33 protein-coding genes and 1 pseudogene are annotated in these 26,051 nt (G+C 60.2%); 19 read left to right on the top strand and 15 right to left on the bottom strand.

Going from position 1 to position 26,051, the window contains the following annotated elements; genetic code table 11:
* Nucleotides 1-168: 168 nt before the first annotated feature.
* Nucleotides 169-636 (bottom strand): DUF4383 domain-containing protein, encoded by a 468-nt coding sequence (locus M1D89_RS01845; RefSeq protein ID WP_498643537.1) that lies wholly within the window; start codon nt 634-636, stop codon nt 169-171.
* 295 nt (nt 637-931) lie between these two features.
* On the opposite strand from M1D89_RS01845, the gene M1D89_RS01840 reads away from it, so the two are divergent.
* The 4 genes from M1D89_RS01840 (at nt 932) to M1D89_RS01825 (ending at nt 3,193) form a co-directional block, all read left to right on the top strand.
* Complete coding sequence (locus M1D89_RS01840; protein WP_498643535.1) at nt 932-1,132, top strand: hypothetical protein; 201 nt, start codon at nt 932-934, stop codon at nt 1,130-1,132.
* Nucleotides 1,133-1,164: 32 nt separating this feature from the next.
* Nucleotides 1,165-1,389 carry a DUF2188 domain-containing protein gene (locus M1D89_RS01835; RefSeq protein ID WP_498643533.1) on the top strand — a complete coding sequence of 75 codons (225 nt, stop codon included), beginning with the start codon at nt 1,165-1,167 and terminating at the stop codon, nt 1,387-1,389.
* A gap of 73 nt (nt 1,390-1,462) precedes the next feature.
* The gene (locus tag M1D89_RS01830) at nt 1,463-1,918 is read left to right on the top strand and encodes a MarR family winged helix-turn-helix transcriptional regulator (RefSeq protein ID WP_498643531.1); all 456 of its coding nucleotides are present in this window, start codon (nt 1,463-1,465) and stop codon (nt 1,916-1,918) included.
* 174 nt (nt 1,919-2,092) lie between these two features.
* Nucleotides 2,093-3,193 carry an EAL domain-containing protein gene (locus M1D89_RS01825; protein ID WP_498643528.1) on the top strand — a complete coding sequence of 367 codons (1,101 nt, stop codon included), beginning with the start codon at nt 2,093-2,095 and terminating at the stop codon, nt 3,191-3,193.
* A gap of 115 nt (nt 3,194-3,308) precedes the next feature.
* Here M1D89_RS01825 and M1D89_RS01820 read toward each other — a convergent pair whose 3' ends face one another.
* A complete protein-coding gene (locus M1D89_RS01820; protein ID WP_498643526.1) occupies nt 3,309-3,704 on the bottom strand; it encodes a response regulator transcription factor in 396 nt (131 codons plus the stop codon).
* Nucleotides 3,705-3,933: 229 nt separating this feature from the next.
* Nucleotides 3,934-4,164 (bottom strand): hypothetical protein, encoded by a 231-nt coding sequence (locus M1D89_RS01815; RefSeq protein WP_498643955.1) that lies wholly within the window; start codon nt 4,162-4,164, stop codon nt 3,934-3,936.
* Here M1D89_RS01815 and M1D89_RS01810 point away from each other — a divergent pair.
* The gene (locus M1D89_RS01810; RefSeq protein WP_498643935.1) at nt 4,057-4,341 is read left to right on the top strand and encodes a DUF7793 family protein; all 285 of its coding nucleotides are present in this window, start codon (nt 4,057-4,059) and stop codon (nt 4,339-4,341) included. The genes M1D89_RS01815 and M1D89_RS01810 overlap by 108 nt on opposite strands.
* On the opposite strand, the gene M1D89_RS01805 is transcribed toward M1D89_RS01810, so the two are convergent.
* Both M1D89_RS01805 and M1D89_RS01800 read right to left on the bottom strand, forming a co-directional pair.
* Nucleotides 4,325-4,459: a three-helix bundle dimerization domain-containing protein gene (locus M1D89_RS01805; RefSeq protein WP_498643524.1), complete on the bottom strand. Its 135-nt coding sequence runs from the start codon at nt 4,457-4,459 to the stop codon at nt 4,325-4,327. The two genes, M1D89_RS01810 and M1D89_RS01805, sit on opposite strands and share 17 nt — an antisense overlap.
* Nucleotides 4,422-4,544, bottom strand: coding sequence for a three-helix bundle dimerization domain-containing protein (locus tag M1D89_RS01800; RefSeq protein WP_498643522.1), 123 nt, complete (start codon nt 4,542-4,544; stop codon nt 4,422-4,424). The genes M1D89_RS01805 and M1D89_RS01800 overlap by 38 nt, the downstream gene beginning before the upstream one ends.
* Nucleotides 4,545-4,769: 225 nt before the next feature.
* Between M1D89_RS01800 and M1D89_RS01795 the strand changes: the two genes are divergently transcribed.
* Entirely contained in the window at nt 4,770-5,207 is a 438-nt protein-coding gene (locus M1D89_RS01795; protein ID WP_498643520.1) for a MarR family winged helix-turn-helix transcriptional regulator, read from the top strand.
* A 367-nt stretch (nt 5,208-5,574) separates the two neighbouring features.
* On the opposite strand, the gene M1D89_RS01790 is transcribed toward M1D89_RS01795, so the two are convergent.
* From M1D89_RS01790 to M1D89_RS01770, 5 genes are all read right to left on the bottom strand, one after another.
* Nucleotides 5,575-6,360, bottom strand: coding sequence for an ANTAR domain-containing protein (locus tag M1D89_RS01790; protein ID WP_498643518.1), 786 nt, complete (start codon nt 6,358-6,360; stop codon nt 5,575-5,577).
* Between the two features lie 120 nt (nt 6,361-6,480).
* Complete coding sequence (locus M1D89_RS01785; protein WP_498643932.1) at nt 6,481-7,365, bottom strand: manganese catalase; 885 nt, start codon at nt 7,363-7,365, stop codon at nt 6,481-6,483.
* A gap of 402 nt (nt 7,366-7,767) precedes the next feature.
* Nucleotides 7,768-8,376: a Rho termination factor N-terminal domain-containing protein gene (locus M1D89_RS01780; RefSeq protein WP_498643516.1), complete on the bottom strand. Its 609-nt coding sequence runs from the start codon at nt 8,374-8,376 to the stop codon at nt 7,768-7,770.
* Between the two features lie 147 nt (nt 8,377-8,523).
* Complete coding sequence (locus M1D89_RS01775; protein ID WP_498643514.1) at nt 8,524-9,021, bottom strand: hypothetical protein; 498 nt, start codon at nt 9,019-9,021, stop codon at nt 8,524-8,526.
* A gap of 11 nt (nt 9,022-9,032) precedes the next feature.
* Entirely contained in the window at nt 9,033-9,413 is a 381-nt protein-coding gene (locus M1D89_RS01770; protein WP_498643512.1) for a hypothetical protein, read from the bottom strand.
* Between the two features lie 370 nt (nt 9,414-9,783).
* On the opposite strand from M1D89_RS01770, the gene M1D89_RS01765 reads away from it, so the two are divergent.
* The 7 genes from M1D89_RS01765 to M1D89_RS01735 all read left to right on the top strand — a co-directional run bounded on the left by M1D89_RS01765 (nt 9,784) and on the right by M1D89_RS01735 (nt 17,885).
* A complete protein-coding gene (locus M1D89_RS01765; RefSeq protein ID WP_498643510.1) occupies nt 9,784-10,701 on the top strand; it encodes a metallophosphoesterase in 918 nt (305 codons plus the stop codon).
* A gap of 50 nt (nt 10,702-10,751) precedes the next feature.
* On the top strand, nt 10,752-12,212 hold the full coding sequence (locus tag M1D89_RS01760; protein ID WP_498643508.1) for an SDR family NAD(P)-dependent oxidoreductase: 1,461 nt from the start codon (nt 10,752-10,754) through the stop codon (nt 12,210-12,212).
* Entirely contained in the window at nt 12,209-13,876 is a 1,668-nt protein-coding gene (locus M1D89_RS01755; protein WP_498643506.1) for a class I SAM-dependent methyltransferase, read from the top strand. Before M1D89_RS01760 ends, M1D89_RS01755 begins: the two co-directional genes overlap by 4 nt.
* Nucleotides 13,873-14,103: a hypothetical protein gene (locus tag M1D89_RS01750; RefSeq protein WP_498643504.1), complete on the top strand. Its 231-nt coding sequence runs from the start codon at nt 13,873-13,875 to the stop codon at nt 14,101-14,103. The genes M1D89_RS01755 and M1D89_RS01750 overlap by 4 nt, the downstream gene beginning before the upstream one ends.
* The gene (locus M1D89_RS01745; RefSeq protein WP_498643502.1) at nt 14,100-15,431 is read left to right on the top strand and encodes a family 1 glycosylhydrolase; all 1,332 of its coding nucleotides are present in this window, start codon (nt 14,100-14,102) and stop codon (nt 15,429-15,431) included. The genes M1D89_RS01750 and M1D89_RS01745 overlap by 4 nt, the downstream gene beginning before the upstream one ends.
* Entirely contained in the window at nt 15,421-16,554 is a 1,134-nt protein-coding gene (locus M1D89_RS01740) for a glycosyltransferase (RefSeq protein ID WP_498643500.1), read from the top strand. The genes M1D89_RS01745 and M1D89_RS01740 overlap by 11 nt, the downstream gene beginning before the upstream one ends.
* Before the next feature lie 572 nt (nt 16,555-17,126).
* Complete coding sequence (locus tag M1D89_RS01735) at nt 17,127-17,885, top strand: GAF and ANTAR domain-containing protein (RefSeq protein ID WP_498643498.1); 759 nt, start codon at nt 17,127-17,129, stop codon at nt 17,883-17,885.
* Between the two features lie 38 nt (nt 17,886-17,923).
* Here the strand turns inward: M1D89_RS01735 and M1D89_RS01730 are convergent, their stop codons facing one another.
* The gene (locus M1D89_RS01730) at nt 17,924-18,175 is read right to left on the bottom strand and encodes a hypothetical protein (protein WP_498643496.1); all 252 of its coding nucleotides are present in this window, start codon (nt 18,173-18,175) and stop codon (nt 17,924-17,926) included.
* 277 nt (nt 18,176-18,452) lie between these two features.
* On the opposite strand from M1D89_RS01730, the gene M1D89_RS01725 reads away from it, so the two are divergent.
* The 6 genes from M1D89_RS01725 to M1D89_RS01700 all read left to right on the top strand — a co-directional run bounded on the left by M1D89_RS01725 (nt 18,453) and on the right by M1D89_RS01700 (nt 21,963).
* Nucleotides 18,453-18,866: a CBS domain-containing protein gene (locus M1D89_RS01725; protein WP_498643494.1), complete on the top strand. Its 414-nt coding sequence runs from the start codon at nt 18,453-18,455 to the stop codon at nt 18,864-18,866.
* Between the two features lie 5 nt (nt 18,867-18,871).
* On the top strand, nt 18,872-19,063 hold the full coding sequence (locus tag M1D89_RS01720; protein WP_498643492.1) for a hypothetical protein: 192 nt from the start codon (nt 18,872-18,874) through the stop codon (nt 19,061-19,063).
* Between the two features lie 307 nt (nt 19,064-19,370).
* Nucleotides 19,371-20,018, top strand: coding sequence for a GAF and ANTAR domain-containing protein (locus M1D89_RS01715; protein WP_498643490.1), 648 nt, complete (start codon nt 19,371-19,373; stop codon nt 20,016-20,018).
* A 149-nt stretch (nt 20,019-20,167) separates the two neighbouring features.
* A complete protein-coding gene (locus M1D89_RS01710) occupies nt 20,168-20,890 on the top strand; it encodes a GAF and ANTAR domain-containing protein (protein WP_498643488.1) in 723 nt (240 codons plus the stop codon).
* Nucleotides 20,883-21,221 (top strand): hypothetical protein, encoded by a 339-nt coding sequence (locus M1D89_RS01705; protein ID WP_498643486.1) that lies wholly within the window; start codon nt 20,883-20,885, stop codon nt 21,219-21,221. The genes M1D89_RS01710 and M1D89_RS01705 overlap by 8 nt, the downstream gene beginning before the upstream one ends.
* Complete coding sequence (locus tag M1D89_RS01700) at nt 21,211-21,963, top strand: GAF and ANTAR domain-containing protein (RefSeq protein ID WP_498643484.1); 753 nt, start codon at nt 21,211-21,213, stop codon at nt 21,961-21,963. Before M1D89_RS01705 ends, M1D89_RS01700 begins: the two co-directional genes overlap by 11 nt.
* Nucleotides 21,964-22,106: 143 nt before the next feature.
* Here the strand turns inward: M1D89_RS01700 and M1D89_RS01695 are convergent, their stop codons facing one another.
* The 4 genes and pseudogenes from M1D89_RS01695 to M1D89_RS01680 form a co-directional block, all read right to left on the bottom strand.
* Entirely contained in the window at nt 22,107-23,198 is a 1,092-nt protein-coding gene (locus tag M1D89_RS01695) for an epoxide hydrolase family protein (protein ID WP_498643482.1), read from the bottom strand.
* A 260-nt stretch (nt 23,199-23,458) separates the two neighbouring features.
* Complete coding sequence (locus M1D89_RS01690) at nt 23,459-24,865, bottom strand: cation:dicarboxylate symporter family transporter (protein WP_498643480.1); 1,407 nt, start codon at nt 24,863-24,865, stop codon at nt 23,459-23,461.
* Between the two features lie 28 nt (nt 24,866-24,893).
* Nucleotides 24,894-25,285, bottom strand: a pseudogene (locus M1D89_RS01685) (RidA family protein).
* A 29-nt stretch (nt 25,286-25,314) separates the two neighbouring features.
* A complete protein-coding gene (locus M1D89_RS01680; RefSeq protein WP_498643478.1) occupies nt 25,315-25,986 on the bottom strand; it encodes an HAD family hydrolase in 672 nt (223 codons plus the stop codon).
* Between the last annotated feature and the right edge of the window lie 65 nt (nt 25,987-26,051).

The following is a 26,051-nucleotide window of genomic DNA, read 5'->3' as shown; positions in this document are numbered from 1 at the left end:
GCAGCTACGGTGTGAAACCACGTCATTACTGGACCCCCGCTGTCGGTGCCAACGGAGGCTGCCATGCAATCCTCGAGAAGCGACTCATGCCTCCTTTTCAGCACTGCCCAAGTCCACGGATTGCACCACGGTTCATGTGTGCCGTGAGGGCGTAGAAGTGCGAAGGGCTTACCTGCCGGTTGTGGTTGCAGTTCGTCCTGCCGCTGTTCGTCGGCTCAGGGCCAGGCCCAGGGCCAGCATGCCGACACCCAGGATCAAGTGAAGCCAGTTGTCGGCGTTGTTGACGGGAACGAAGTTCGCGGTGGATTCCTGGTCGATGAACAGGCCGTAGATCCACAGAACCAAGTAAATGGCTCCGCCGCCTACCAGGTAGTTCCGGGCCTGGCCCGCAGTTCGGGCCATCAGGATTCCCGCTACTCCGAAGAGCAGGTGCACGATGTTATGCAGGATTGATACCTGGAAAATGCCCAGCAGGAGGGCATCGGAGGTGTGGCCCGCGAACGATAGGGTCTCGTAGTTCGAGGTGATCCCCGGGATGAAGCCGAAGACCCCTACAAGGAGAAAGACCGCTCCTACTATCTGCGCTGCCCGCTGAATCGTGGTGTGGGTCCGGGCGGGGTTATGGGTGGGGGTCATTTGTTCTCCTCAGTCGCATTACACGAGTCTGGATGGAGCCTCGGGGACGGTCCCCATACATAGATAATAAGGTTGCTTATCAGTGTTGACCAGCACCTTTCATCAGCCTTGATCCCTCATCTGGCCCGAGCTTCGGGGGCTAGGTTTGACGCCGGCGCCCCTTTGCCTGGGGGGTGGATGCTCCTCTTGCTTGGCAATCATAAGGATGCTTATCATTAAGTACCGGCCCGGTTTCCTCTGCAGTCTCCCTGTGGGAACCAGGGCTGGTCCAACGGCACCCAGGAACCGAGACATCATGGATACGAACAAACCGGAGCGTCTGGGAGCAGGAGGGGAACAAGGCCAAAGTAGTTCCCGTCCGATGGCTTCCTTGGCGCACCATAATCCGGTGACGGAGCAGCTGCTGATCGTGGGTAAACGCCGTGAGGCTGCGGAAGCGCAGCTTGAACGACGGCTTCGCCCACCCCGTGAAAGCAGCACGAAGACCACCCCTTAGGGGCGGACCGAACTGGCGGAAGGGAAATCTTGGTGAAGCCAGGGATTGAGACCTACAACCAAGACGGGCAGTGGAGAAGCCGACGTCAGGGTTCGGACCGACCCTTCGCTGTCGGTGGGACCAAAGCTGAGCAGCAACAGCGTGGGCGGGACGCGGCCCGGCGGGACGGTGTTGAACACATCATCAAGAATCTGGACGGCACGATTGATCAGACGAGCTTTTACGGCAACGACCCGAACCCGTTCAGCGACTACTAGCGCCGAGCGGAACTCAGCAACTGTGCGGTGCGGTACCCTCTGGCGGTGACCGGTGAGATCCTATACTGCGGATATGCCTGATGCAGAGGTTTGGCTGACCTGCCGTCTGCTGTTCACGGCGGCCAGGTTAGTGGAGAACATGTGGAGTCAGAAGCTCGGAGCACTCGGATTGACCCCGGCGTCCGTTATCGCGCTTGATGCCTTGCAGGCCTCCGGCCCCACTACGGTGGCGTGGCTCGCGCGCAGCGTCCGAGTAAGCGTCCAAACACTCGGCCCGGTCATACTTCGGCTTGAGTCCAGGGGATATGTCCTGCGTCGTTGGGGCGTGTTCGACCGTCGGCGCTTTCTTGTCTCCATCACTGACGAGGGCGAGGCTTTGCTGGATCAGGCCCATGCCTCGGAACGTACCGTCTTTGATGGTCTAGACGTGGACGCGGACAGGCTGCGCGAGGAGCTGCAGAGCATTGTGCGGCAGATGCACCCGGGGCTGACACGCCCCAGTCAGATCCCTGGGACAGGGGCGTGTTAGGCCCGAAGCCGAGTCACCGTGCCCGGTGTGTTGTCTTGTGCGGTGAGGTCACCCCGGGCCAATGGGAGGGACGTCATTTCCTTTGTAAAATCTGACAAAGCTTGTCGCAGTAGGTTTACAGCTTTGGTCGTCCGTCTGGCTTGTCCGACGCGGGTACACATAAAGGAATAGTCGATGGCTCAAGAAGAGGGCTCTCTTTCACCCCGTAGCGTTGCCGAGTCCGCAGACCAGAACGGCGCATCGTCGTTGGCGGATGCGGGCACTATGCGTGAGCAGGTGAAGGAGATCATCGCGTCCATCCTGGCTGACTCTGAACCCCGCAGCGCAGCGGCCAGGGCCAAGCTCCGTACTTTGATTGAGGCACACCCCGACGATCCCGAAGGGGCTCTTCTGGCGCACCTGATCGAAACCCGCAAAGCAGCCGGCGCGGCACACTCCGCCGCGGTTCAGCTCGAATCCTCCCACCTGCACCTTGAATCCGTTGAAGCAGCGCGTACCGTCTCGGTTCCAGTCAGCCACCACGCGAAGCAAGGAATCCAGTCATACCTGGGAGACAAGTTTCTCTTGACGGCCTTCCAACCTGTCCACGCACTGCCAACCGGTGATGTTGTAGGCGTTGAAGCACTGACCAGGTTCGTCGGGGAAGACGGCGCAAGCGCCGACGTCTGGTTCAACGAGGCCGCAGCAGCAGGGCTAGGCACAGAGCTGGAGATCGCAGCCCTCCACTGCGCCCTGACCGCAGCGCACGACGTTCCCGAGAACATGTCTGTTGCCCTGAACCTCACACCGGCAACCTCCAGTGATACCCGTGTCCGTAACCTGCTCGCAGCAGCGCCCCTGGCCCCGGACAGGATCATTGTTGAACTCACCGGGACCCTCGCAGCCCTTGGCCCCCACACCGGTCAGGAGGGCTTGGGGCCCTTGCGCACGCTGGGGCTCCGCATGGCCATTAGTGCATCCGGGGCGGCCATGGTCTCCATGGAGCGGATCGAACAACTGCGCCCGGACATTATCAAACTGGACCGGCACCTGATTGAAGGCATCGAATCCAGCCAAGGACAACTGACTCGCGCCAAAGCCATCGTTGCCGTGGCCCGGGAGATCGGCGCCGACGTCATCGCAGTCGGCGTGGAAAACGCCGAAGAACTCGCAGAAATCAGCGAACTGAACATTGCCGCCGCGCAGGGATACCTGTTGGGCCGGCCCTCCGTTCACCCACTGGACTGGTCAGCCTGGAGCATCCGCGCCCAGACAGAAACCCACCCTGCCCCCTAGATTTTGGGAGTGTCAGAGAACAACTTCCAGATGCAGCTATCGCCATTCGGATTTCACGGAAGCGGGATGCCTTGGACCATCTGGAATATCTCGTACCCCTGAGGGTAGCGGGGATTCAGGAGGTTACAGGCCGTGCAAGCCGGACTTCTCGCGGGCAAAGTTGATCTACCAGATTGCGGAGTTGGGTAGGCCGAAACGGTTTAGGAAGATAGGCAGTCGCGCCGGCAGAAAAGCCGTCCAGCTCGTCCCCAACTCCCGCAAATGCGGTGATCATCAAAATCGGGGCTTTAGAGACATCGCGCAGTAAGCCAGCCACTTCGCGGCCGTCCATGTCAGGGAGCCCTAGATCCAGGGTGATCAGCGTCAGTTCAGCACTGGCGGCGGCCAGGAGACCTTCAGTCCCTGTTGTCTCTACCCGCACGTCAAAATCAGCAGCGGTAAGGATTGCCTCGATCAGTCCGGCGATATCCTCGTCATCCTCGATAACCAGGCATTTTCCGCGTGAAGTCATGACCTCCCCCTGTCACGTCCCCGCCAGTCTACGACGGTAAGCGCGGACAACCCATGGGTGACGATTAGCAATAGAAACCTGATCGCAAGGGATCTTGAGTAAATCTTGAGCTTTCCCTGCCCGATTCTTGAGGGATCGCCCCCACGGTTTAAACGTCTGGGCGGAAGCATAGGCGCACTGGGTGGCCGGTCTTGCAGCGGGCCGCCACCCAGATCCCACCAGCTATTGTTTATGCTTTCCCGATGACAGAAATAGGTGGAAAACCATGACTGGTCAGGACCAGCTGCTCGATTTTGCCGTCCGGCTGGAGGGCGGGGCCATCCTGCACCTGATGTGGAATCCCGGAACCCGCATCGAAGCCGAACACGCGCGAGCCGCCATGGACGCGGTAAACCGTGCCGCCGGCAGCGAAAGGTACCCGCTGTTGGTTGAGATAGCCGAAGCGAGCTTCCTCAGCCATGAAGCACGCGCTGTCTTCGCTCAGCCGTGTGCCGCTTCTAGGATCGCCTTGCTAGGAGCAGGGCCAGTGGACCGCGTGCTGGTTGATTATCAGCTCAACACCGGCGCGCCCCCATGCTCCACCAGCTTCTTCAGCTCAAAGGCGGACGCTCTTGCATGGCTCAGGGAGCCTCAGTAGCGCAACCGTAATAGCTGCGGAGTCGGAGCTTGGCTGCGCGTTCGATCAGCACGGGCACATAGTCGCGGATCGGGCGGTCGCTAAAGGGCCGTGTATTCCTCGCTAACGATCTCTTCAACTTGGGTTCTGGGAGTGCCCGGAAATTTCCTGGCCAGTCTGTCGATAACTGCTGCTACAGCCTGTGCTTCGTCCTCTTTAGCCATTGGCCCAGTGTCAGCGCGTAAAGGCTGTCCCGTCAATGCTGTTCCGGTTCCAAGGAAGTGGGACGAGTGGATTTGGCCTTTCGCGGGGCTGGCCACGAAACCCCAGAAACATTTGGTTCTTGCTGGCCTCGATCGTCCGTGCGTTCAACGTCGTCATTCGACAGGCACGACGCCGATTCTGGAAGGCCTGTCCGTGCGCTTTTGGCGTCCGCCTATGATGGGGGCATGCCTGAGGTTGAGCGGTGGCCCGCTTCGCATCTGCTGTCCACGGCAGCAAGGATGTTTGAACGCGCAGTAACGCGAAACCTGGATCCCATCGGTATCACCCATCCGGAGGCCATCGCCTTGCAGATCCTCGCCGGCATGGGACCTTGTACCCAGTCTGAGCTGGCAGAGGCGTCGGGTGTCCGGGCCCAGTCTTTGGGATCAACCCTAAGCAAACTCCAAGCCCGGAGCTGCGTGGACTTGCAGCGCGTGGGTCGGGTCCAGCTCGTCACCATGACGAGGCACGGGGTGGAGGTGCTGGAACGGGTCAATGAAGCTGAGCGTGAGGGCCTGGCCCATGTCCTCTTGGACGGCAGGTTTTGTGAGGAACTTCAGGTACTTGTCCGAACCCTTGCTAAGGATGAAGCTGCGACAGTGAATCGCCTTTCGGCTGGCTAAGCCAAGCGGCCCGCCCCTTGGAGAGGACAAGGGTGCCGGCGCCGCTGGAATTGTTGTTTCGGGGGTCTGTGGGTGAGTGTTCACTTCCAGGAGGCCGGGGCACCTCGGACCGCCGGTCCCCGGAGCGGATGGGTCCGGATCCCGCGAGCCATTGTCCGGGTCAAGGACCTCTCGTTAAGCGCAACACGGTGCCGAGCAGCTGTCTCTAGTGGGCCTTCCTTAAACCGATAAAGCCGCGTTCGGACAATCTCCACGCCACGGTGCGCACCCGCCCGCTGTGCTTTGGGGTTTGGCGCGACTCGCCGAGAATTTGAAGGCAGGATTGCCAGGCTGACCACTCCTAGCAACCGGTTCCTTCAAGCAACGGCTATTCATCGAATTTTGATGACACGTGGATGTCTCCCGCGACATGAGATACGACCTGCCGGGCCACGACTGAGAGTTTCGTGTTGCGGTGGTTGGAAGCGCTCATCAGAATTTTGAGGGCCGCCTCCTGGCTGCAACGGTTCTCTGCCATGATGATGCCCACTGCTGTGTCTATCGTCGTACGCGACTCCAAGGCGGCCGTGAGATGGTCGCGGATATCGAGCAGGTGCGCCAACTTCAAAACCAGGCTCAGGGACTTGCTTACCTTGTCCGCCACCAGTTCTGCGGCAAGGATGCGTTCTTGGCTGAACCCGTGGCTACGGGGTGAGTAAAGCGTAAGGACGCCAGCCGCGGCGGCGCCTTTGAGCTCCAAGGGGATAGCAAGGATAGAGCCCACGTCTGCTTCTTCTGCCGCGTCCATATACTCAGGCCACCGCCTGTCAGACTCAACATCAGGAACGTGCGTCACGGCACCGGAGCGCATCGCGGTCAGAGCAGGGCCACCGTTGAAGCCATTGCTCAGTTCGTTCAGATCGTGGCCGCGGCCGTCACTGTTGGCCATCGCGACGGACTTCTTCCGTCGGTCAACAGTGATTCCGCACGAGACAGCGTCAGAGGGATGTGACAACTCGGACGCGACAAGCGTGACCAGTTCACTGAAAAAGTCGCACACGTCCGTGTGCTCATCAAGTAAATCCTGCAAGCGGATCACGAAAGCAGGTACATCGAAGCCATCCAGCCTGCCCTTGACCGGTAGCTGGTTGCCAGCGATCCCAGATGTCCCCAACTCCTGCACCTCAGACCCCCTGAATCTGCTAAGGGTTCCAATACATCAGCGGACCGCGCCGCGGCCGCCTCCGCACGGCGGGCGTGGGAAACGGCGCGCGGTGAGTCCCGGTAGACGCGATTACTCCTTGCGCAGCTTGTCCTGAACCCTCCCGGCAACCTTTTCCATGGTGTTCGGCAGCTCCGTGGTTCCGTAGAACCTGGAATCAGGGTGCGTTGGCGGGGGCATGGGAACTCCCGCAGGTGGTTCTGCGACGTAACTGAACTCGCCGAGGCCGTCGGGTGTGGGGCCCTGGGCCCAGGAGCCTTCCGCAGCCGCCGCGCCGTCGGAGAAGTTCCTGTACTCATAGGCGACGTCCCGCATTTCCTTTTTGAGGGGGAAGTTGCTGGGGACAGGAAGTCCTTCTGCGCCGGATTCCCGCAGTTCAGCAGCCGCTGCCATCCACTGGTTCTGGTGCATGGTGTCCCTGGCGAGGAGGAAGGAGAGCATATCCCTCACGCCGTGGTCATCGGTCATGTGGTAAAGCCGGGCAACCTGGATCCGGCCTTGCATTTCTGCGTTGGCGTTAGCCGTGAAATCGGCCAGCAGATTCCCGCTGGCAGTCACGTAACTGGATTGCCACGGGTTGCCGTTGCTGTCCACGGGACGAACGCCGGCGCCAGCCACGATTGCGGACTGGACGTCAGTTCCACCCACGACGGCGGCCACGGTGGGGTCTGCTTGTACCGCGTCATCGGTGATGCCCAAGGGTGCTTTTTCAAGCAGTTGCGCGATCATGACGGCGAGCATCTCAACATGGCCGAATTCCTCGGCTCCGATGCCGAACAGCATGTCACGGTATTTGCCGGGTATGTGGGCATTCCATGCCTGGAAGGAGTACTGCATTGCCACGGTGATTTCGCCGTATTGGCCGCCAAGCACTTCTTGGAGCTTTCGCGCGTAAACAGCGTCTGGCTTGTCGGGGGTGGATTTGTATTGAAGTTCCTGCCTGTGAAAAAAGACCATTTCTACGCCCTTCGAAAAGTCGCTCCTGCCCGCAGCGGTTCCTCGTCGTGCGGAGGGGAGCCCCGGTGTGTAGGTACCAACCATCCCGCCGGGAGGAATGATCAGCATGCTTACTATCTTGGCGCATGCTCCGTCGGATGACCAGCGTTATCGTGGGAAGAATCGGATTCACTGCCGATCGGGGGAAAGTTGTCAGGGCGGCAGTGCAGGGGTTAGGCATGCGGCAACGAAAACAAAAGCGCCGCCACGAGGTTATCGAGCTCGCAGCCAAATCAGGATTAGGGGACGTAACCGGCACTGAAGCCGTAAGCAGCAAAGTTTGTCCCGTTCGGGATGCGCAGCTATGCGGGGCGTCGACGGCTTCACTGGACACAACGGACCAGCGCGACGGCCATCGTTTGTCTAGGCGTCTTCCCGGTCCGGGTTTTCCAGCCGGAAGAAGTTCGATTGGCTGCCATCGGAGCGTTGTTCCTGATAGATGAAGTTCAGGCGGCGGGCATCGAAAGTGTTAAACCATTCTTCCCAGCTCACGCGCCGGAGGTTGCTGTCTTTGTCTTGAAAATCAATACGGAGTACGCCCAAGTGATCCCCGTGTTCAGTGCCTTCAACGGTAGCAGGCACCCCGCCGCGTTCCTCTGCCCACTGCTTGATGACTACATGATGGGTTGTTACCAGGCTCCTTCCTTCCCGTTCGGGCTCGTCCTCAGGGGAAGTGACCTCCTGTGAATACTTCAATGAGCTGGAGGACGCCTCGCCGGTCCGGATCTTTCCGCCGTCCGGCCCGGCGTCGAGCGAGTCACCCTCGGGGGTAGGGCCGTCCTGGTTCCGTTGTTCTCCGGAGGAGCGTGCTTCGGCCACTTCGCCAACCAACTCCTCCTTACGCATATCCGCAACGCCGCTGATGTTCTCCTCCCGGGCTTCCTGGCGCAGCTCATCGACCTTCATTGCACGCAATTCGGTTTCGCTAACCCCGGGCGTGTTAGGCGTCTGATTGCCTGGTTTCTCGCTCATGGTCACTCCTTCAGTCGGGATCAGGTATTTGTAAGGTTACTTATGATTAGTTCACTTATGAAGGGGACGTCAAGATCGCCGCCCGGCGGTCCGGCGCAACTGACCGCGCTCCCCAAGCGCTGAAAGGCAGCTGCCAGGGAGCTGGTGCTAATGGCTGGTGATTCCGTTTCTGGACTCGAGACGTCCTGGGATCCAGCGGTCCGCGGCCACGCCTGTGACCAGTGAATAGATGGTTTTGTGGAGTACGTCCACGAGCTGCTCCTGCCGGCTCCAAGTCATGGGTGGAGATCCCATGCCAGTGGCATTCTCCAAGGTCTGGTCGAAAGCCAGTCTCACGGCGGTGTGGTGAATGTTGGCGACTCCACCCCGGATCCCGGTTGCAGCCCAGATGCCGCGGAGGGAGCCCAGCAGGAGCCCGGTGCCCCAGTGCATTACGTGGTTCCAAGGCGCTGGTTTGTCCGCCTGCGTCGGGGTTCTTCCAAGGAGGGCCAACAGAGTTCGGGCCGGTATGTATGAATCCTTGCGCTGAGTGAGGGCCTGTTCGGTCTTTTCTCCGGCGGTCATGATCGCCACCCCGGCCAAGCCGCATATTGCGCCTTTTGAGGCTGCCATCAGAAGGGTGCTGCCGCGTTTTCGGTCTATCACGAGGTGCTCCTCTAATCGTTCCGTCGCTTGCCGTTGGCGGGGTCGGTGGTTTCGCGTGTCCGCAGCCATGCAATGATGAGGAAAAGCTCAAAGACGGCGTCCAACAGGTATATTTTCCTGATCCGTCCCGTGGTTGCGTAGATCAGGTCGATGGCAGCAAGGGTGGCGGCTGTCCCGATGCCGAGACGTTTCGCTGAGGCGGCCCCTTCGGTGCCTGAGGCGTGACGGAGTTGTTCCAGCCCAATCGTCAGGAGTAGTCCGGAGACTGTCCGGACGAGCCAGTCATCGGTTTTGTGCCCACTCACGGCTTCAAAGCTGCGCATATGAACCAGTGGCCAAAGGCCCATAGCAGTGTTGAAGCTACCTTGGGCCGTGGAGAGGCCGGTGCTCATGATTCTGCCCTCGTCCCTTTGACGGACTTTGCTGATGGTTAGGAACCTGCAGGTTGCTTGGGTTTATCCCCGTTGTAGTAGGAGTGCCCACTTTCGCGGTTGCGAAACGGTTCAGGTCGCTGCAATACACCGGCGCCTTGCTCACTGAAGGCCGGGAGGTTGACGGCTCGGTGCTTCGGCGGCCTTGCGATTTCGCCGTTATGCCTTTGTGTAAAGGATGTCTGGCGGCAAGTGCAATTCTTCGCCGGAAGTCGCTCTTCCCATAAATTGATAAGTCTGCTTATTATGTTGTTCTTCCGACGGCATGCAGGGCCCGTCAGCAACCTCCCGATGTGACTCCGTCCACGGGTATCAGCTGAAAGGGGCTTCCATGGCTCCGTTCCAGTCCGAGTACGCAATGCCTAGCCATGTGCTGGTGCACCTGAGCGATCCGCATTTTGTGGCACAGGGTCTTCTTTACGGGGAACTGGACCCGTTCGAAGGACTCGTGGAAGTCCTCGCATCGATTGAAACCAGCGGGCTGAAACCGGAAGCCCTGATCTTTTCAGGAGACCTGACGGACAAGGGCGCTCCTGAAGCGTACCGGCGTCTGCGGACCATCTGTCAGAGGTACGCGGAGAGCTTGAGCGCGCAGCTCATTTGGGCCATGGGCAACCATGATGAACGCACGAGCTTTCAAAGGATTCTCTTGGACGAAGAGCCGCAGGCCCGCCCGGTGGACCGACGCTACTACCTCGGAGATCTGCGGGTGCTGGTGTTGGACTCGTCTGCCCCCGGATACCATCACGGGGAAATCGGGGAGGAGCAGTTGGACTGGCTGGCCGGGGAACTGGAGACGATATCCAAGGACGGTACCCTCCTGGTGATCCACCATCCGCCGGTCCCACCGGTACAGGAACTCGCGGTGCTGTCGGAATTGCGGGAGCAGGAACGCCTGGCACGAGTTCTGGAAGGAAGCGACGTGATCGGAATTCTCTCTGGCCATACACATTGCACCGCCTTTTCCAGTTTCGCCGGTATCCCTGTGTCCGTGGCGTCGTCGACCAGCTACACGCAGGACCTGGCTCTGCCATCGGGCCATATGCAGGGATTAAACGGTGCCCGTTCTTTCAACCTGATTCGGATTCACAAACGAACTTTCGTTGCGGCGGTGGTCCCGGTGGGTGAGTACCCCCGCCTGAACTCCTACGTCACGGCGGAAGACACCCGCCAGCGGCTCGAAGCCGCCTCCGTCACCATCTCCACAGCCACCGGGACCACCGGAGTCAACCCAGCCAGTCGCCGCTAACGGCTCTTCAGTCGTCCGCCAGGCCGTCAGATCAATCAAAGGGACACGCTATGGAACAGAAATTTCCCGCTCCGTCCGGCCTCCGCCACCGCAACGTCGCGGTTATCCTGGCGGGCGGTGTCGGCGCCCGTATGGGACTGGACATACCCAAACAGTTTGTCCCCATCGCCGGACGCACGAGCCTCGAATACACCGTCGAGTTGTTCGAGCACTGTGAACTGGTGGACGAGATCCTCGTCATGATGGCCGCGGACTACATCCCGCGCGCCGAAAGTCTGCTCCTGGGTAGCCATTGTGAAGGCGCGTCTACCAACAAAACCGCCAAACTCACAGCAATACTTCCAGGCGGCGTCGACCGGAGCGAAACATCCCGGCTCGCCTTGGCGGCCATTGCGGATAAAGACGCCAACGTGATTTTCCACGACGCCGTCCGCCCCTTGCTCGATGGCGACATCATCGTCGCCTGCATCCGGGCACTGGACATTTACGCCGCCGTCGACACCGCCATCCCATCGGCCGATACCATCATCGAAGTCGATGACCAAAGCTTCATCCGGGCAGTACCTCCACGGGCCAAGCTGCGAAGGGGCCAGACGCCCCAGGCATTCCGTCTGCCCGTGATCGCGCGAGCCTACGAACGGGCAACCCAGGACCCGGACTTTTCGGCAACGGATGACTGCTCAGTCGTCCTCAAGTATTGCCCTGACATCCCCATCTACGTGGTTGAGGGCGACGAGGCGAATATCAAGATCACTCAGCCGATCGACATTCACCTTGCAGATAAGCTGTTCCAGCTCAAGCACAAGAGCATGATCTGCGACGGGAGCCGCAAAGATCTCCGCGGGTCCGCGGTACTGGTATTCGGCGCGAGTTCAGGCATAGGACTGGAGCTGGTCCAACAGCTCGAAGCTGAAGGGGCCCGGGTGGTGGGACAGAGTCGCACCGGCAGCGGAACCTATGTGGAGGACCGACAATGTGTTGCCCAAGCAATTGCTGCAGCAGCCGCAACCCATGGACGTTTGGATCATGTCATTCTCACAGCCGGTGTTCTCAGCGTTGGGCCGCTCGCCCAACTGTCTGATGAACAGCTGCATCACGACGTTGAGGTGAACCTTACAGCGGCCTTCATCGTGGCTCAGGAGTCGCAAAAGTACCTGGCCGAGAGCAAGGGGTCGCTGACGTTTTTTGCTTCCAGTTCCTACACTCGCGGGCGTGCCAATTACACGGTCTACTCGGCCACCAAGGCGGCCATCGTGAATCTCACCCAGGCGCTGGCGGACGAGTGGAGTTCGGACGGAATCCGTGTGAATTGCATCAGCCCGAGCCGCACTGCCACGCCCATGAGGACCCGGGCGTTCGGGGTGGAGGACGCTGGGTCCCTGCTGCCCGCGGCAGTCGTCGCCGGAGCCAGTATCCAGGTACTCTCCTCGTCCATGACGGGACAGGTGGTGGACGTCCGGCTGCCCTATGTGGACCCATCCAAGGATCCGGAACTGGTGACGCAGCCATGAGCGGGGACATTGAAGCAAGGCGGGTGGGGCTCTTGGCTGATGACCCGGTCGCTGCTGATGCATTGGCCGGCGGTGTGCCAACAGCTGGAAAACAGGCGCCGGGCAGCTTCAGCCACAGGCTCAAGGTGGACAAGTTGTCGTTGGCCCTGGAAGGGCCTTCCATCCCCAATGGTGCCAGACTCTCCATCCTGCTGGGGGACAGGACCATCTGGAATATTCACCCCGGCGAAGGTACCAAACTTGGCCCGGGTGCCGTCGTCATTGACTGGCCACCCGCCCTCACAAGCCGCTTGTCGGGTTGGGCCAGGGTGAGCGTGCTGCAGGACGGCGTCCCGATATGCCCGACCGTAACAGCAACTTTCGACGAAACACCCCATGAGTTCCTGCTGGTGGAACCGGGCACCGGAGTTCCCCAGATCATCAACAAGTGGGGACGAATCGCGCGGAACTTTGACGGCCAGCGCGCCTTCCTGATAGACGAAGCCCTTGATGAGGCCTGCAAGCTCGTGGAGTGGCTGCGACGCCGGGGCCAACAGCTGTTCGTAACCGGCGGCACGCTCCTGGGGCCGGTTCGGGACGGGCAGATCATGCCCGGTGACGACGATGTCGACCTGGCCTACCTCAGCGCGCACCAAAACCCCTCTGACATCGCGCTGGAGAGCTTCGATCTGGAACGGGCACTTCACGCACAAGGCTACGAAACGGCTCGACATTCTGCCGGGCACCTGCAACTGCTCTTCCCCGGAGCGGACGGGACAGACAGGTTCTACCTGGACATCTTCACCTACTTCATCATTGAGGGCTGGTTCTATGGAACATTTCACGCCCGGGAACGCAGCGACCACGTGACCATCTTTCCGCTGCGGACCCTGACCATCAACGGACGCGTTTTTCCCACACCGGCCGAACCCGAGCAGATGCTGACCGCGATTTATGGCCCTGGTTGGCGCACCCCCGACCCAGCGTTCCGTTTCATCACACCACCACCGGCACGGCGCCGCTACGACACCTGGCTGGGCGGGATGGACTGGGACAGGGAAAACTGGGAAGACCATCACCGGGCACAGCTTCGTGCAGCAGGCGCTGCGGAGGCGCCCTCAGTCTGGGCTCAGGAGCTCGCCGGCGGTCTTCCTCCTGGGTCCCGGATACTCGAGCTCGGCTGCGGCCTCGGCACCGACGCGAAACACTTTGCCGCCCAAGGGCATCATGTGGTGGCCGTTGATTACAGCCGCCCGGCCGTCGAGCATTTGCGGACGCAGCAGGCTGGGCGCGGATCCCTCGAGTGCCGCCGGGTCAACCTCAACTCTCTAAGAGAAACGGCACCCCTGGTCAGACTTGCCAGCGACGGCAATGGACCACTGCTCCCGTACGCGCGGCTTCTGCTGAACTCACTCGACTGGCAAGGCAAGGAAAACACGCTGCTGCTGATCCAGCAACTGCTGCGGGCGCAGTTCAGCAACGCCGCAGCCTTCCTGGAAGTACAAGTGGAGAGCTCCGAACCCGTATTCCCTGACTGCCACTTCTACCACTGCATTGATCCTGACGAGCTGAAAGGCAGCCTGGCGAACCTGGGACTCGCTGCGGAAGATGTCCCCCTGCAACCAAGGCACCAGAGCCGTGGCGCCGGCACCACACGACGACTCAAAGTGAGGATCCTGCCATGAACGAACCTCTGAATGACCCTATGGAAGAAGTCAAACTTCGTCTGGCCCGCACCGAGACGGAAATCGCGGAGCTACGCGCCGAACTGGTCCGCTTGGACCGAGACCTTGATGAGTCCCGGCGGCTGAACCGGCGAGCAGCGGAAATACTGGACCTCGTCTACGAGCACCTGGCCCTGAACCCAAGACCCCTGGTCTCCACCCACCACCGGGAAGGCTCGGACAGATGAGCGGAATCGAAATCATCGGCGCTTTCGAGAGCACATACCTTCCCCGTCATGACCGGGACATCTTCGAAACCACCGCCCACGATGTCCAGTGGAAACAGGATTTGCAACTGCTGACAGACTGTGGGGTGAGCCGGCTCCGGTATCCCGTCCGATGGCATCGAGTGGAGGCCGAGGAAGGGGAGTTCAATTGGCGGGACACGGACAAGTCGCTGCACTACCTCCGTGACAATGGTTTCCGGCCGATCGTGGATTTGGTGCACCACACCAGCTACCCCCAATGGCTGGATGGCGGCTTCGCCGATACCCGCTTCCGCGACGCCTACCTCCGGTACACTGAAAAGTTCGCCACGCGTTACCCGTGGGTGCAGGAATACACCCTCTTCAACGAGCCCTTCTCAACCCTTTTCCTGACCGGGCACGAGGGCATCTGGCCGCCCTATCAAAAGGGCTTGGGCAATTTCGTCGGGCAGCTCCTCAATGTATTACCGGCCGTCGCGGAGGCTAGCCGGTCCTACTCTGATCTCCTGCCTGACGCCAGGCACGTGTGGGTGGACACCTGCGAGCACCACACAGGATCCGGCACAGGTGGAAGCGCGTACGCCACCATGGCCAACGAGCGCCGGTTTCTGGTGCTGGACAGCTTTCTCGGCTGGTATGACGGCAAGGGATACGACCCCGACGGGCCGATGGCGCAGCTGCTGCACGTAGCAGGAGGAGACGAACTTCACAACCTGGAACCGGGGCGGATAGACGTGCTGGGGATGGACTACTACGCCCACTGCCAGTGGCACTTCGAGGACCAAGGCGGCTCGACGCCCACGCCTTACCCCCTGCCGTTGGCCCAGCAGATCTACCTCTACTGGAACCGTTACAAGCTGCCTTGCCTGCTGACCGAGACCAATATCCGTGGCCGCACCTCGGACAGGGCCACCTGGTTCAAGTACGTGCTGGAACAGTGCGAAAGAGCCCGGCACATGGGCGTCCCCCTCGAAGGCCTCTGCTGGTTTCCGGTGATCGACTCTACGGACTGGGATACGCTCCTGTACCGCAGCGATGGGCACATCGACCCCGTCGGGGTCTACTGGTTGGACGATGAGCTGACCCGAAGGCGGTCCGTGATGTCTGAGTCCTACATGAAAGCCGCGGCCGGCACGCCGTCGAGCGAGCTTCCCGCCTTCACCCTGGGGGAGCCCGTGAGCACGTGGCTGCGCGGATACGAACCGCAAATGTCCCACTGGGATTGGACAGAAGCTCCTATTTCGGATCAGGGGAACAGCCTGCCCAATACGGAGACCCGAATGGAATTGAGGATAGTCAATGCCGAATGAACTGATCGTTTTGTCGCATCTCCGCTGGGACTGGGTATGGCAACGCCCCCAACACCTCGTTTCCCGCATCGGTTCCCGCTGTTCGACCTGGTATGTGGAGGAGCCACTTACTCCCTCGCCCGGATTCACGGGCAAGAACCAGATGAACCACACTCAAGTAAGTGGGCTGAACCGCGCGTGGCTGGAGATCCCGGAACAGGGTCACCACGTTGGATTCAGCGACGACGTCCTCCCGGACTACATCGCGCAGCTTCCCGATCTGTTAGGCACGCCAGCAGGCGAACGTGTCGTGTGGCTTTACACGCCACTGGCCCTCGAGCTTGCCCTCACGTTGCAACCCACCACCCTCGTCTATGACGTGATGGACGATCTCGCGGCGTTCAAGGACGCACCCCCGGAGCTCGTGGTGCGGCAACGCCAGGCACTCCGGCAGGCCGACGTCGTCTTCGCCGGCGGGAAGTCATTGCACCGGTCAATGGTGCGGCAGGGCCGAACGGACACGCTGCTCTTCCCCAGCGGAGTGGAGCCGGAGCATTACAGGACCACGACGGCGCCGGGCCGGGTTCCAGGTCAACGCCCCGTTGCCGGTTACGTCGGCGTTTTGGACGAGCGGCTGGACCTGCGGCTTATCGCCGACCTGGCCAACGCCCTCCCGGAGTGGGACCTCAAAATGTATGGTCCAGTAGCCAAGATCGATCCTGCCAGCCTGCCACAAGCGCCCAACATCAGCTACGAAGGGTACACCTGCTACGCAGACCTGCCAGCGGCAATGGCCGCACTGGACGTTGCACTCATGCCCTTCGCCCTCAACGAAGCGACCCGTTCCATCAGCCCTACCAAAACTCTCGAATACCTTGCTGCCGGACTTCCGGTGGTCTCCACACGGGTCCCGGACGTCGTCGCTGACTTCACCGGGCTCGTGCACCTGCACGACGACGGAAAGAGCTTTGCCTCACGGTGCCGGAACCTCGGCGTGAGAGACCCTTCGCGCGCTCCTCAACCGAAAATCCGGGAACTGCTTCAGCAGCACCACTGGGACACCATCGCAGCCCGAATGGCGGACGCCGTTTTCGCTTCGGGACTGCAGGCGCCTGAAACCTCTGGTGCCGAGGCCACTGCATAGCTCAGCGATTGAAACCGGTGACGAGGAGGCCTATCCCTGACTTGAGGCCCGTGGCGAGGGCCGAAACCTCTAGCAGGTGACTCGCCTCCTTTAGGCCTACTCCATGCACGGCGCGGTAGTTCGAAGGCGGGCGCGCGAGGATGCGTTCTTTGGTCTGAGCTTGTAATACGCCGCCTTCCCGATTCGTGTGCCCGAGACTTTCAGGGTCGTACTCGACAGCGTTCTGGTCAAAAGACATCAAGATCGGATCCAGGCTTTTCTCTGCAGTACCTGGTTCCACAGTTGCTGGGCAGCGCGTCCCAGTTCCTTGGCTGTTCCACTTCCAAGGAACTGGGACGCCCGAGAATAGTGGATTGAACAAACTTTAAGGACCCCGAGTTTGTCCATAGCTGGGTTTAGAGGTGGCAGTTGCTGATTCTTCCAGTGAGGCCATTGCTGTGCAGCGGTGCCTGTTACAGCAGACGGGACAGGGTTGAAATGCTCTCCGCCGGAAGGAAAAAAGGGGGGGGCGGTTCGGCGGGGTTAGCCATAGACTGAAAGTCCGTTAAGCAGCCGGCGGCCCTGATCTGTTTGTGAGTGAGGCCGCCATGTCCTTCGAATACCCGATGCCGCAGATTGAGAGTGTTGCTGATCATCTTCAGGACCTTGTTCTGGAGTGCGGGGATGTTGAGGAATTCCTCAAGGAACTTGCTGCGTTTTCCGCGTCGAATCTGCCAGGTGATCTGTTGTGCAGCGTGACGTTGGTGCGGCGCAAGAAGCCTGTCACTGTCGGCCCCAGTGACCCGCGGGTCAGGCCGCTTGATGAGCTGCAGTACGGCATCGGGGGAGGGCCCTGCCTGTCCGCGGTCAAGGAACAGACCACAGTGCACGTCCCGGATGTCCGGCAGGAGCGCCGCTGGCCAAAGTACATGTCCGTGGTCTGGGCTGCCGGCGTTGGTTCGATGCTCGCGGTGCCGCTTCCCCTGGAGGGTGAGGCGAACGCAGCCCTGAACCTCTACGCGCCAGGCACTGATGCGTTCACCGGCCCTGACATTGAGGCCGCCCAGTCCTACGCTGCCCGGGCATCGAAGGTGCTGCGGATGGCGACCCGAGTCTCGCAACTGGTCGAGGACCGGAAAAACCTGCTGGCTGCGATGGAATCCCGCACGGTCATTGATATCGCTGTCGGGGCGATCATGGCCCAAAACCGGTGCAGCCAGACAGAGGCTTTGCGGATCCTCCGGATTGCCTCCAGCACCCGTAACGTGAAGCTCCGCGCCGTCGCAGCGAAAGTGGTCGCGTCCATCGCCCATGACCCGAACGTCCTGACCCACTTCGACGGATCAGTCTAGACCGCAAAGGCTGCCTTCTTTAGAGAGGGCCGAGGGTTTTAGAAAGGGCCGAGGTGCGGAGGTACAGCGCCCGGTGTCACGCCCGATCGGCGCCCCGGGTCAAGGTCGTCAAGGGCCGCGGCCAGGACTTCGAGGTCAAAGGCGTCAGACCATGCATGGGCGTTGAGGTAGATGCCGAAGTCGTTTGGTCCGGCCCATCCTCCGTTGGCCCACCACTGGGTCCAGAGCTCGTCCACGGTGATGGTGTTATCCGCGATCAAGGCTTTTGCTGTGCGGTGCGGGTGTTGCATGGAGGCCTCGTTAGCGGCGGAGAAGTAGTCCGCCAGGTGGTTGGCGCCTTGGTATGGACACAGTTCAGCATGACAGAAACATGAAGCAAGGGATACAGGTAGGGGAAATGGCGGGAAGGGGGATTCAGTTACTGGCCGGCATAAGGAACTGGGGGACTGCGCCCTTGTCCGAAAATACTAAGGATGCTTAGCTTAGTTAACTGTCCGGTTTCATCGCAGCGGGGGGCGGGCAGGTCAAATTTGAAGGATCCCGTTCCATCGATTGAGGAAGTGTGCCATGACAACCGCGCGGGAGATCATGACCGGCGGCGCTGAGTGCGTCGGTGAGAAGGAAACTCTGGACAAAGCAGCAAAGAAGATGAAGGACCTCGACGTTGGATCTCTTCCGATTTGCGGTGAGGATAACCGTCTGAAAGGCATGTTGACGGACCGGGACATCGTCATCAAGTGCCTGGCCGAGGGAGGGGACCCTCGCACGGCAACGGCCGGGGAGCTGGGGCAGGGTAAGCCGGTCACTATCGGGGCTGATGACTCCATTGAGGAAGCCATCAGAACCATGCAGGATCACCAGGTCCGCCGCCTGCCGGTCATTGATGGTCATGACCTGATCGGTATGCTCAGTCAGGCAGACATCGCCAGGAACTACCCCGAGGACCGCGTCGGGGAGCTCGTCGAATTCATCTCATACTGATCACAATGAGTCAGCAGAAGGAATCCGCTGCAGGGGTAGCGGCTGAACGGCACCACCGGGTGAAGGTCGAAGCTCATGTGCCGATTGTCCGGCATAACCCTGTCACGGAGCAGTTGGTCGTTGTCGGTAGAAGGCGTGAACAGGCAGAAGCCAAGCTTGACGAACGACTGCGGGCATCGAAAGCGGCCCATCCCTAGCGTCACTTGGAGTTTCGTTTGGCAGGTCCGGGCTGTGGACGGTATGGACTGCGCGCCCGGTGGCGCCGTCGTGCCCACGCATTTGATATTTCAATTGGATGATGAGCCGCAGGGGTTGTTTACCGGAGTAGTGTCAAGAGTAGGTAATCCCGTGGTTCATCACTTTTTCGGGATTCAGACCACGGGCTATGCGCTTCACCAAGCGCCGGCCGCTAGCTGGGGAGCAAGCTCTGGCGCTTACAGAAGCGAGGCCCTGGTGGCCATGGACGACTCAGCACCGGCTCGAGAGCAGCTCCAGGATTTATTGATGGGCAGTCACCGCTTCAGGGACTTCCTCGTGGAGGTGGCTACGATTTCAGCCTCCGCTCTCGGCGGTGAGGAGCCATTGCTGTGTGCCATCACCGTTGAGCGCGGCCGCCATCCTGCCACCGCGGCCAGCAGTGCTGAACAGGCCCGCCGCCTCGATGAAACGCAGTACAACCTCAATCAAGGCCCGTGCCTGACAGCCCTCCGCGAGCACCACACAGTCCTGATACCGGACCTGCACACGACCACCCGCTGGCATGGCTACGCTGCAGCAATCTCCGGGGAAGGCATCCGTTCCATCCTTGCTGTACCTGTTCCTTTGGACGAGACCGCGAACGCGGCCTTGAACTGCTACGCGAGGTCTCCGAACGTTTTCAATCCGGAACTCATCGAGCTGGCTGAAGCCCAGGCGAGGAAACTGTCGCCGGTTCTTCGTTCGGCCCTGGGAACCCGCCCGATTGAAGGAAACAAAGAGGATCTCCACCATCTCCTGCAGTCCCGCGCTGCGGTTGATGCCGCCATCGCTCTGATCATGGTCCAGAACCGGTGCAGCCGGACCATGGCTTTGACGCTCATTCACAGGGCAGGCCGGCACAACGACAGCCGTGTCCACGAGGTGGCCAGCCGGATTCTGGCCCAAGGGTTATAGCGGGCGAGGAAAGCTCCGGGTAGTAGGCGACATGATGAGGTTGTAGAAGCTACTCTGATGGTAGCCAGCCGTCCAGGTTTGGTCCTTTGGGTTTCGCAGCAGGCCTATCTTGTAGGGCAGGTACCTGTCCTGAGCAGAAGGCCGCGCCCATGCCCCAGCAACTGCCGTTGGATGAACTCACACTCACTCTTGCCCGTATCAAGGGTCTGCTCCTGACAGAGGACAAGGTTGACCGGGCCGTGCAACTCCTGGCGGAAGGGATCCGTGACGCGTTCCCCGGAAGCACCGGTGCGGGAGTTTCCCTTCTCGATGAGCAGGGCCGTAGGACCAGCACCGGGACCACCAATGAGGTGGCCGCTTTGGCTGATCAAGCCCAGTACGAGCTCGGCGAGGGACCTTGCCTCACTGCGTGGGCCTCAGAACACTCCGTTGTCATTTACGACCTCAGCACCGAAGACCGCTGGCCGGCATGGACCCAGTCAGTGGCTGAGCTGCCGATTCGATCGGTGATCAGTTCCCCGTTGCTGGTCGGAACCCGCAGCCTGGGAGCGCTGAAGATTTACTCCGACGTCCCGGAAGCGTACGACACCGCGACGACCCGGCCTTTGGAGAAGTTTGCTTCCACGGCCGCGATCCTGCTCGATAACATCCAGACCGCTGAGGCGCCCTTGCGGTTCAACGAAGCACTCAGCGAAGCCCTGGCCAGCAGGGACACCATCAGCCGGGCCCAAGGAGCGCTGATGCAACTCCACGGCTTGGGAGAAGAAGAAGCTTTCCGGGAGTTGCTCAAACGGTCCCGCAGCAGCGGGCAGTCCTTGGTCGATGTCAGTGAAGGGATTCTGGACCGCAGCAGGAACGACCGGCATGGCTGAAGCGGGGAACAATCAGCCCGAATCACGCCCCGTCTCTGAACAGGAACAGATCAGGGGGTTGAAGGTTGCTCTGAAGGAATCAGATATCTCTGTGGAGGAGTTGTGGCTGAAGTACTTCAGCATTGGTGGGAACATTGGCGAGTACGAGGTCGATGCCTACGTCGAGACCTCGTTTCCGCTGCCGCCCATGGAACGGGACCTCCTCGCCCACGCCGCGAATGAACTGATCGACGAACTCCGTTCCCGCCCCAAAGCCCCCTACACCGACGGGAATCTTGGGGTACCGGACAGCACGAACAACATCGAAAATCGAGGACACCGTGCCGACTGAGCATGAAACCACCGACGGCACCAAAGGCGCCGGAACTACCGAGCACCTCCAAGACCTAGCCCTGGCCTCCGACGATCTTGGACAGTTCCTCCAGGAACTGGCCTTGATGTCCGCCAAAGTCCTATCGGAGAAGAATGATCTGCTGAGCTCAGTGACTCTGAGACGACAGAAGAAACCCGTCACGGTTGCCTTCAGCACACCACAAGCGAAGGATCTTGACGAGCTGCAGTACGGGGCCGGTACCGGCCCCTGCCTGACAGCCCTTGATGAGCACACCACCATCCACGTCCCGGACGTCCGCGAAGAAAGCCGATGGCCCGAGTACACACCCCCAGCATGGGCCAAGGGCATCGGTTCCATCCTGGCTGTACCGCTTTCCCTCGAAGGTGAGGCCGGTGCAGCCCTGAATCTCTACGCCACCAGGACACACGCCTTCAGCGGTCCGAAAATTCAGGAGGCCGAGTCTCTCGCCGGCCAAGTGTCAAAAACTCTGCGCGTCGCGGTACGGATCTCTCAACTCACCGAGGACAGACGGAACCTGCTGGCGGCAATGGAATCGCGCACGGCCATCGATATGGCTGTTGGGGCGATCATGGCGCAAAACCGGTGCAGTCAGGAAGCAGCCATGAAAATCCTCCGGATCGCCTCCAGCGGCCGTAACGTCAAGCTCCGCGATGTCGCAGCCGTGATCGTCACCTCCATCGCCAGAGACCCGACCGTATTGACCCACTTCGACGACTAATCAAAAACCCCATCGCGGAGATCAATCGCTGGGCAGCGTCCCACTCTTGGCTGTTCCACTTCTAAGGAAGTGGGACATGGCCCATGGCAGCCCTAGTCGCTGTGGGGAGGACATGCTTCTGGACAGGCGCCAGGGTATCGACCCTAGGTCGCAAGGGAGACTGCTTTGCGGATCCCCTTGGCATAGGCTTCTGGTTGTTCCCACGCGGCGAAGTGACCTCCTGCCGGGCATTCCTGCCAGTGCTGAATATTGAAGAATCGCGAAGCGAATTCGCGCGGGGCGTTGACGAGGTCGCGCGGGAAGATAGTGACGGCCGTGGGCGTCTGAATCTTTTTCCATGGTTTTGGTCCACTCTCGGCATAGGGCGTGAACGATGTGCCAATAGCTCCGCTCACCCAGTAGGCCATGATCCAGGTCAAAATCTCATCCTTTGTGAAAACAGATTCGACGTCACCTGCAGAGTCGGTCCAGTTCCGCAACTTCTCCAGGAGCCATGCCGCCAGCCCGGCAGGGCTATCGCCGAGCGCCACGGCGAGGGTCTGGGGTTTGGTGGATTGTTCGTGCATGTAGCCGCCCTCCATTGCCTGCCAGTGGTGGCCTTGGCGCACATACTCTTTCTCCTCGGCCGATAGGTCTGTGGGGAGGTCGGCCAGGAAATGGTATTGGGAGATGTCGGTCAGGTGCAGAGCTGAAACATTCTGCGGGTGTGATGCTGCAAGGGCTTCGGCAACGTCGCACCCGACGTCGCCGGCCGAAAGGACGTAACGGTCGTAACCCAGTGCAGATAACCCCTGGGCGACTGCTTCGGCCATCTGCACCGAGGACAGGCCGCCGTCAGGTACCGGCAGCGCAAACGGAAACCCGGGCAGGCTCGGGACCACAACGTTGACATCGTTAAGCATCGGCAGGAGACGTTCGAACCTCAGCACGGAGTCGGGCCACCCATGTAACAGCACGACGGTGGTAGCACCGCGACCGGCTGTTTGATGGATGGCTCGGATGGGCGTCTCAGTATTTTGCACGGCGGTCCAGGGCATGGATCGGATGCGGTGCTCGTGCTTCCGCCAGTCGTATCCGTTCCCCCAGTAGTCGATGAGTTCGGCGAGGTAGTCGGGGTCCACCCCGCGACGCCACCCGTGTTCTCCGGCGGTCGCGACTGGTCGGAACCGCTTCAACCGGTCGTGAAGGTCATCCAGTACGTCCTGGGCCACCTCGGGAGGAGCAGATGCTGACATAGGGTCGGTCCTTTCTCACAGGTTTCTGGGATCCATGCCAAGACAATTGCAAGCCATGCGGGGCGATGACTCAACACCAGGTTCGGCGATTTAGGGTAAGCGCCGCGGGTCCATCAACTGCTGCCGCCCAATCGTTAGACCGCCGAAGAAATGAGGTGACGGCTGATGCACAGCAACGGTGTTGAGGGCCGGCGCCCAAGTTATGGGCGCCGGCCAGATGGGGAACGGGTGTTTAAGTTTCTCGTTCGGTGAAGCGGAAGTCAGGCTCTGCCGACGGATGCTAGCTCCGTGGGTGAGGTTGGCGACAGCATTTCTTGATCAATTGCGTCCCGTACAAGTTTCGGGTCGTTGAGAGCGGCTTGGAACATCTCTTCATTGCGTTCCCCCGCCAGCTTGGCAATGATCATTGTTCCGGCAGCTACACCGATCACGCTTGTCAGGGCTTTGCCCTCGCTCATGACGCGATCTATGCCGATGACCATTGCGATCCCAACGGCGAGCGTTGATGGCGGGAAGAATTCCGGCCCGAAGGCCTGCAGTGACGCGGCCAGTGTTACGACGCTGGCACCGCTAACTCCGGCTGCGCCTTTGCTTGTTATGAGCATAAGACCCAGCAAACCCAACTGGGCACCGAACGGGAGCTGAATGCCGCCTGCCTGCGCGATGAACAGGGCAGCCATCGCCATATAGATCGCCGTGCCATCCAAATTGAACGAGTAGCCAGTAGGAACAGTCAGCGAGACCACGCGCCGGGAAGCCCCTGCAGCTTCAAGCTTGGCCAGGAATCTGGGCATAACAGTTTCCGATGAGGACGTGCCGAGCACAATGAGCAACTCGTCTTTGATCATTCGGACGAACTTGAAAATATTGAATCCGTTCCACGCCGCGATCGATCCCAGGATGACAAAGACAAAGACGATGCAGGTGAGCCAGAAGGCGAGCATAAGAAGCCCCAGGCTTCCTAGGGTTTGTCCGCCAAATTGCCCGACGGTGAAGGCAATACCACCGAATGCGCCAAGGGGTGCGGTGAACATGACGATGCGAATGACCCCGAAAATGACTTTGTTGGTGGTTTCAACGGTCCTCACGATTGATTCGCGAACGGGTGGTGCGAGCACGGAGATGGCACAGGCAACCACGATCGCGAGCACCACCACTTGGAGGATGGTGTTCTCGACGAAGGGCTGAACGAAGCTGCTCGGGAGGATATCGTTCCTAATAAATCCTATGATGCCTTCGCTGTTGCTTCCTTTCGCTAGGTTCTCCTGCGCCTTTTCCATGCTGGCAGCACCGGCGGTTCCGTCGAACCCTGATCCCGGCTTGACCAGGTTCGCAACAATCATTCCAAGAGCGAGGCAGAGGGTGGTCATTGCAAAGAAGTAGCCCAATGCAATACTGCCCAGCTTCCCAACTTTCCGCAGGTCACCGAGTGATGCGATGCCGACGACAATGGAACAGAAGATGATCGGCGGGGCGACCATTCGTATCAGTTGGATGAAGGTGTCAGCCAACCACTTCATCTGGACGGCTACCGATGGCGCCGTAAGGCCTAGGACAATTCCAGCCGTGATGGCAATGAGTATCCAAAACCAGAGTTTGGTGATGACGCTGCCGCGGCCGTTCTTGTTCGTCGGTTTCGACGAGGAAGGTCTCGTATTGATCCTCATGGTGCACTCCTTCGTGCCTTTGTAGTTCTCATGGTGATACGGATGGGTCGGTCACTTTTTGATGCGATGAGCTCGATTTCGACCAGACCCCGCTAAAAGGCAGTTGGGCGACGGCTACGCATGACAGGGTCGGACGCGGTTCCGGGACAGCGTCCATGTGGATTTGGTTGACTGGCTGTAGGTCCTCTATCTTTGCCAAGAAAATCGTTGCCTTCACCAGGTGCGTGAAGTCGAGGCCGTGTTGGCCAGGTCGAGGGCGGCGTTCTGGAGGGCTTGCTTTGCCTCGGCGGCCGCTCCTCCTTTAACCAACTGGCCGTTGCTCATGCACAAGTGTCCCGTTACAAAAACGAGGTCGCCCGCTGCTACAGCCGGCGTGTAGGGGTGCGGTGCTGCCGAGTAAGCAAGGTCTTTAGTCGTCATCCCTGCCTCCTCCAATCGGGTTGGCGCGATTATGAGGCGGGTACGGGCGTGTCGAGCGCTTCATCGGTGAGCGGCCCGAGGTTGTCGTGTTCGGCCAGGGGTGCCGGCAGTTCACCCCGATCCATGTGGATCCGGTTGTGCCACCACACCGGCATGCCCACGCCGCCTGCGCCTGGAATGTCGTATTTGGATCCGGCGACGAAAAGGATCCGTTCAGCAGGTATCCCAAGTCGCTCGATGGCAAGCGTGTAGGGTTCGGGGCGTGGCTTATAGGCACCCGCCGCCTCTGAAGTAACCACCACGTCGAAGGGCACTTGCAGCTGGTTTGCAGCGATGTGGCCCAATTCTTCTGAACAGTTGGTGACCACGCCGATTTTTAAACCCGCGGAGGATAGGGCATGCAAGACTCCTGGCGCCTCTTCCCAGGGTTCGATGGTGTTCCAGCGAGCGGCCAGGCGTTCAGCGAAAGATCTATCCAGTCCCTGTGCTTCAGCTGCTTCTGCCACGAGAGTTTCGTAGGGGCGGTATGCACCTTCGCCGTAGGTTATTTTGAGGTACTCGTCGCGCCAACGTCGCCCAACTTCAGCGTCGCCCGCGACTTCGGCCCAGACAGTCCACGAGTCCAATAATGCAGTGAGGAGATCAAAGAGGACTGCGTCGTACTTTCTAGTGGATTGCGCGTCCAATGGAGTGGGTGTCATTCGTTTACCTTTTCGTTGGGAGTGAGGCTGAAGCGCGTTGACCTCAGTGTCCTCGGTTCTAAATA

The sequence above is a fragment of the Arthrobacter sp. D3-18 genome, from assembly GCF_054408525.1.
Note: the sequence above shows the minus strand (reverse complement) of the source record. Positions and strands in the feature narration are given on the sequence as shown.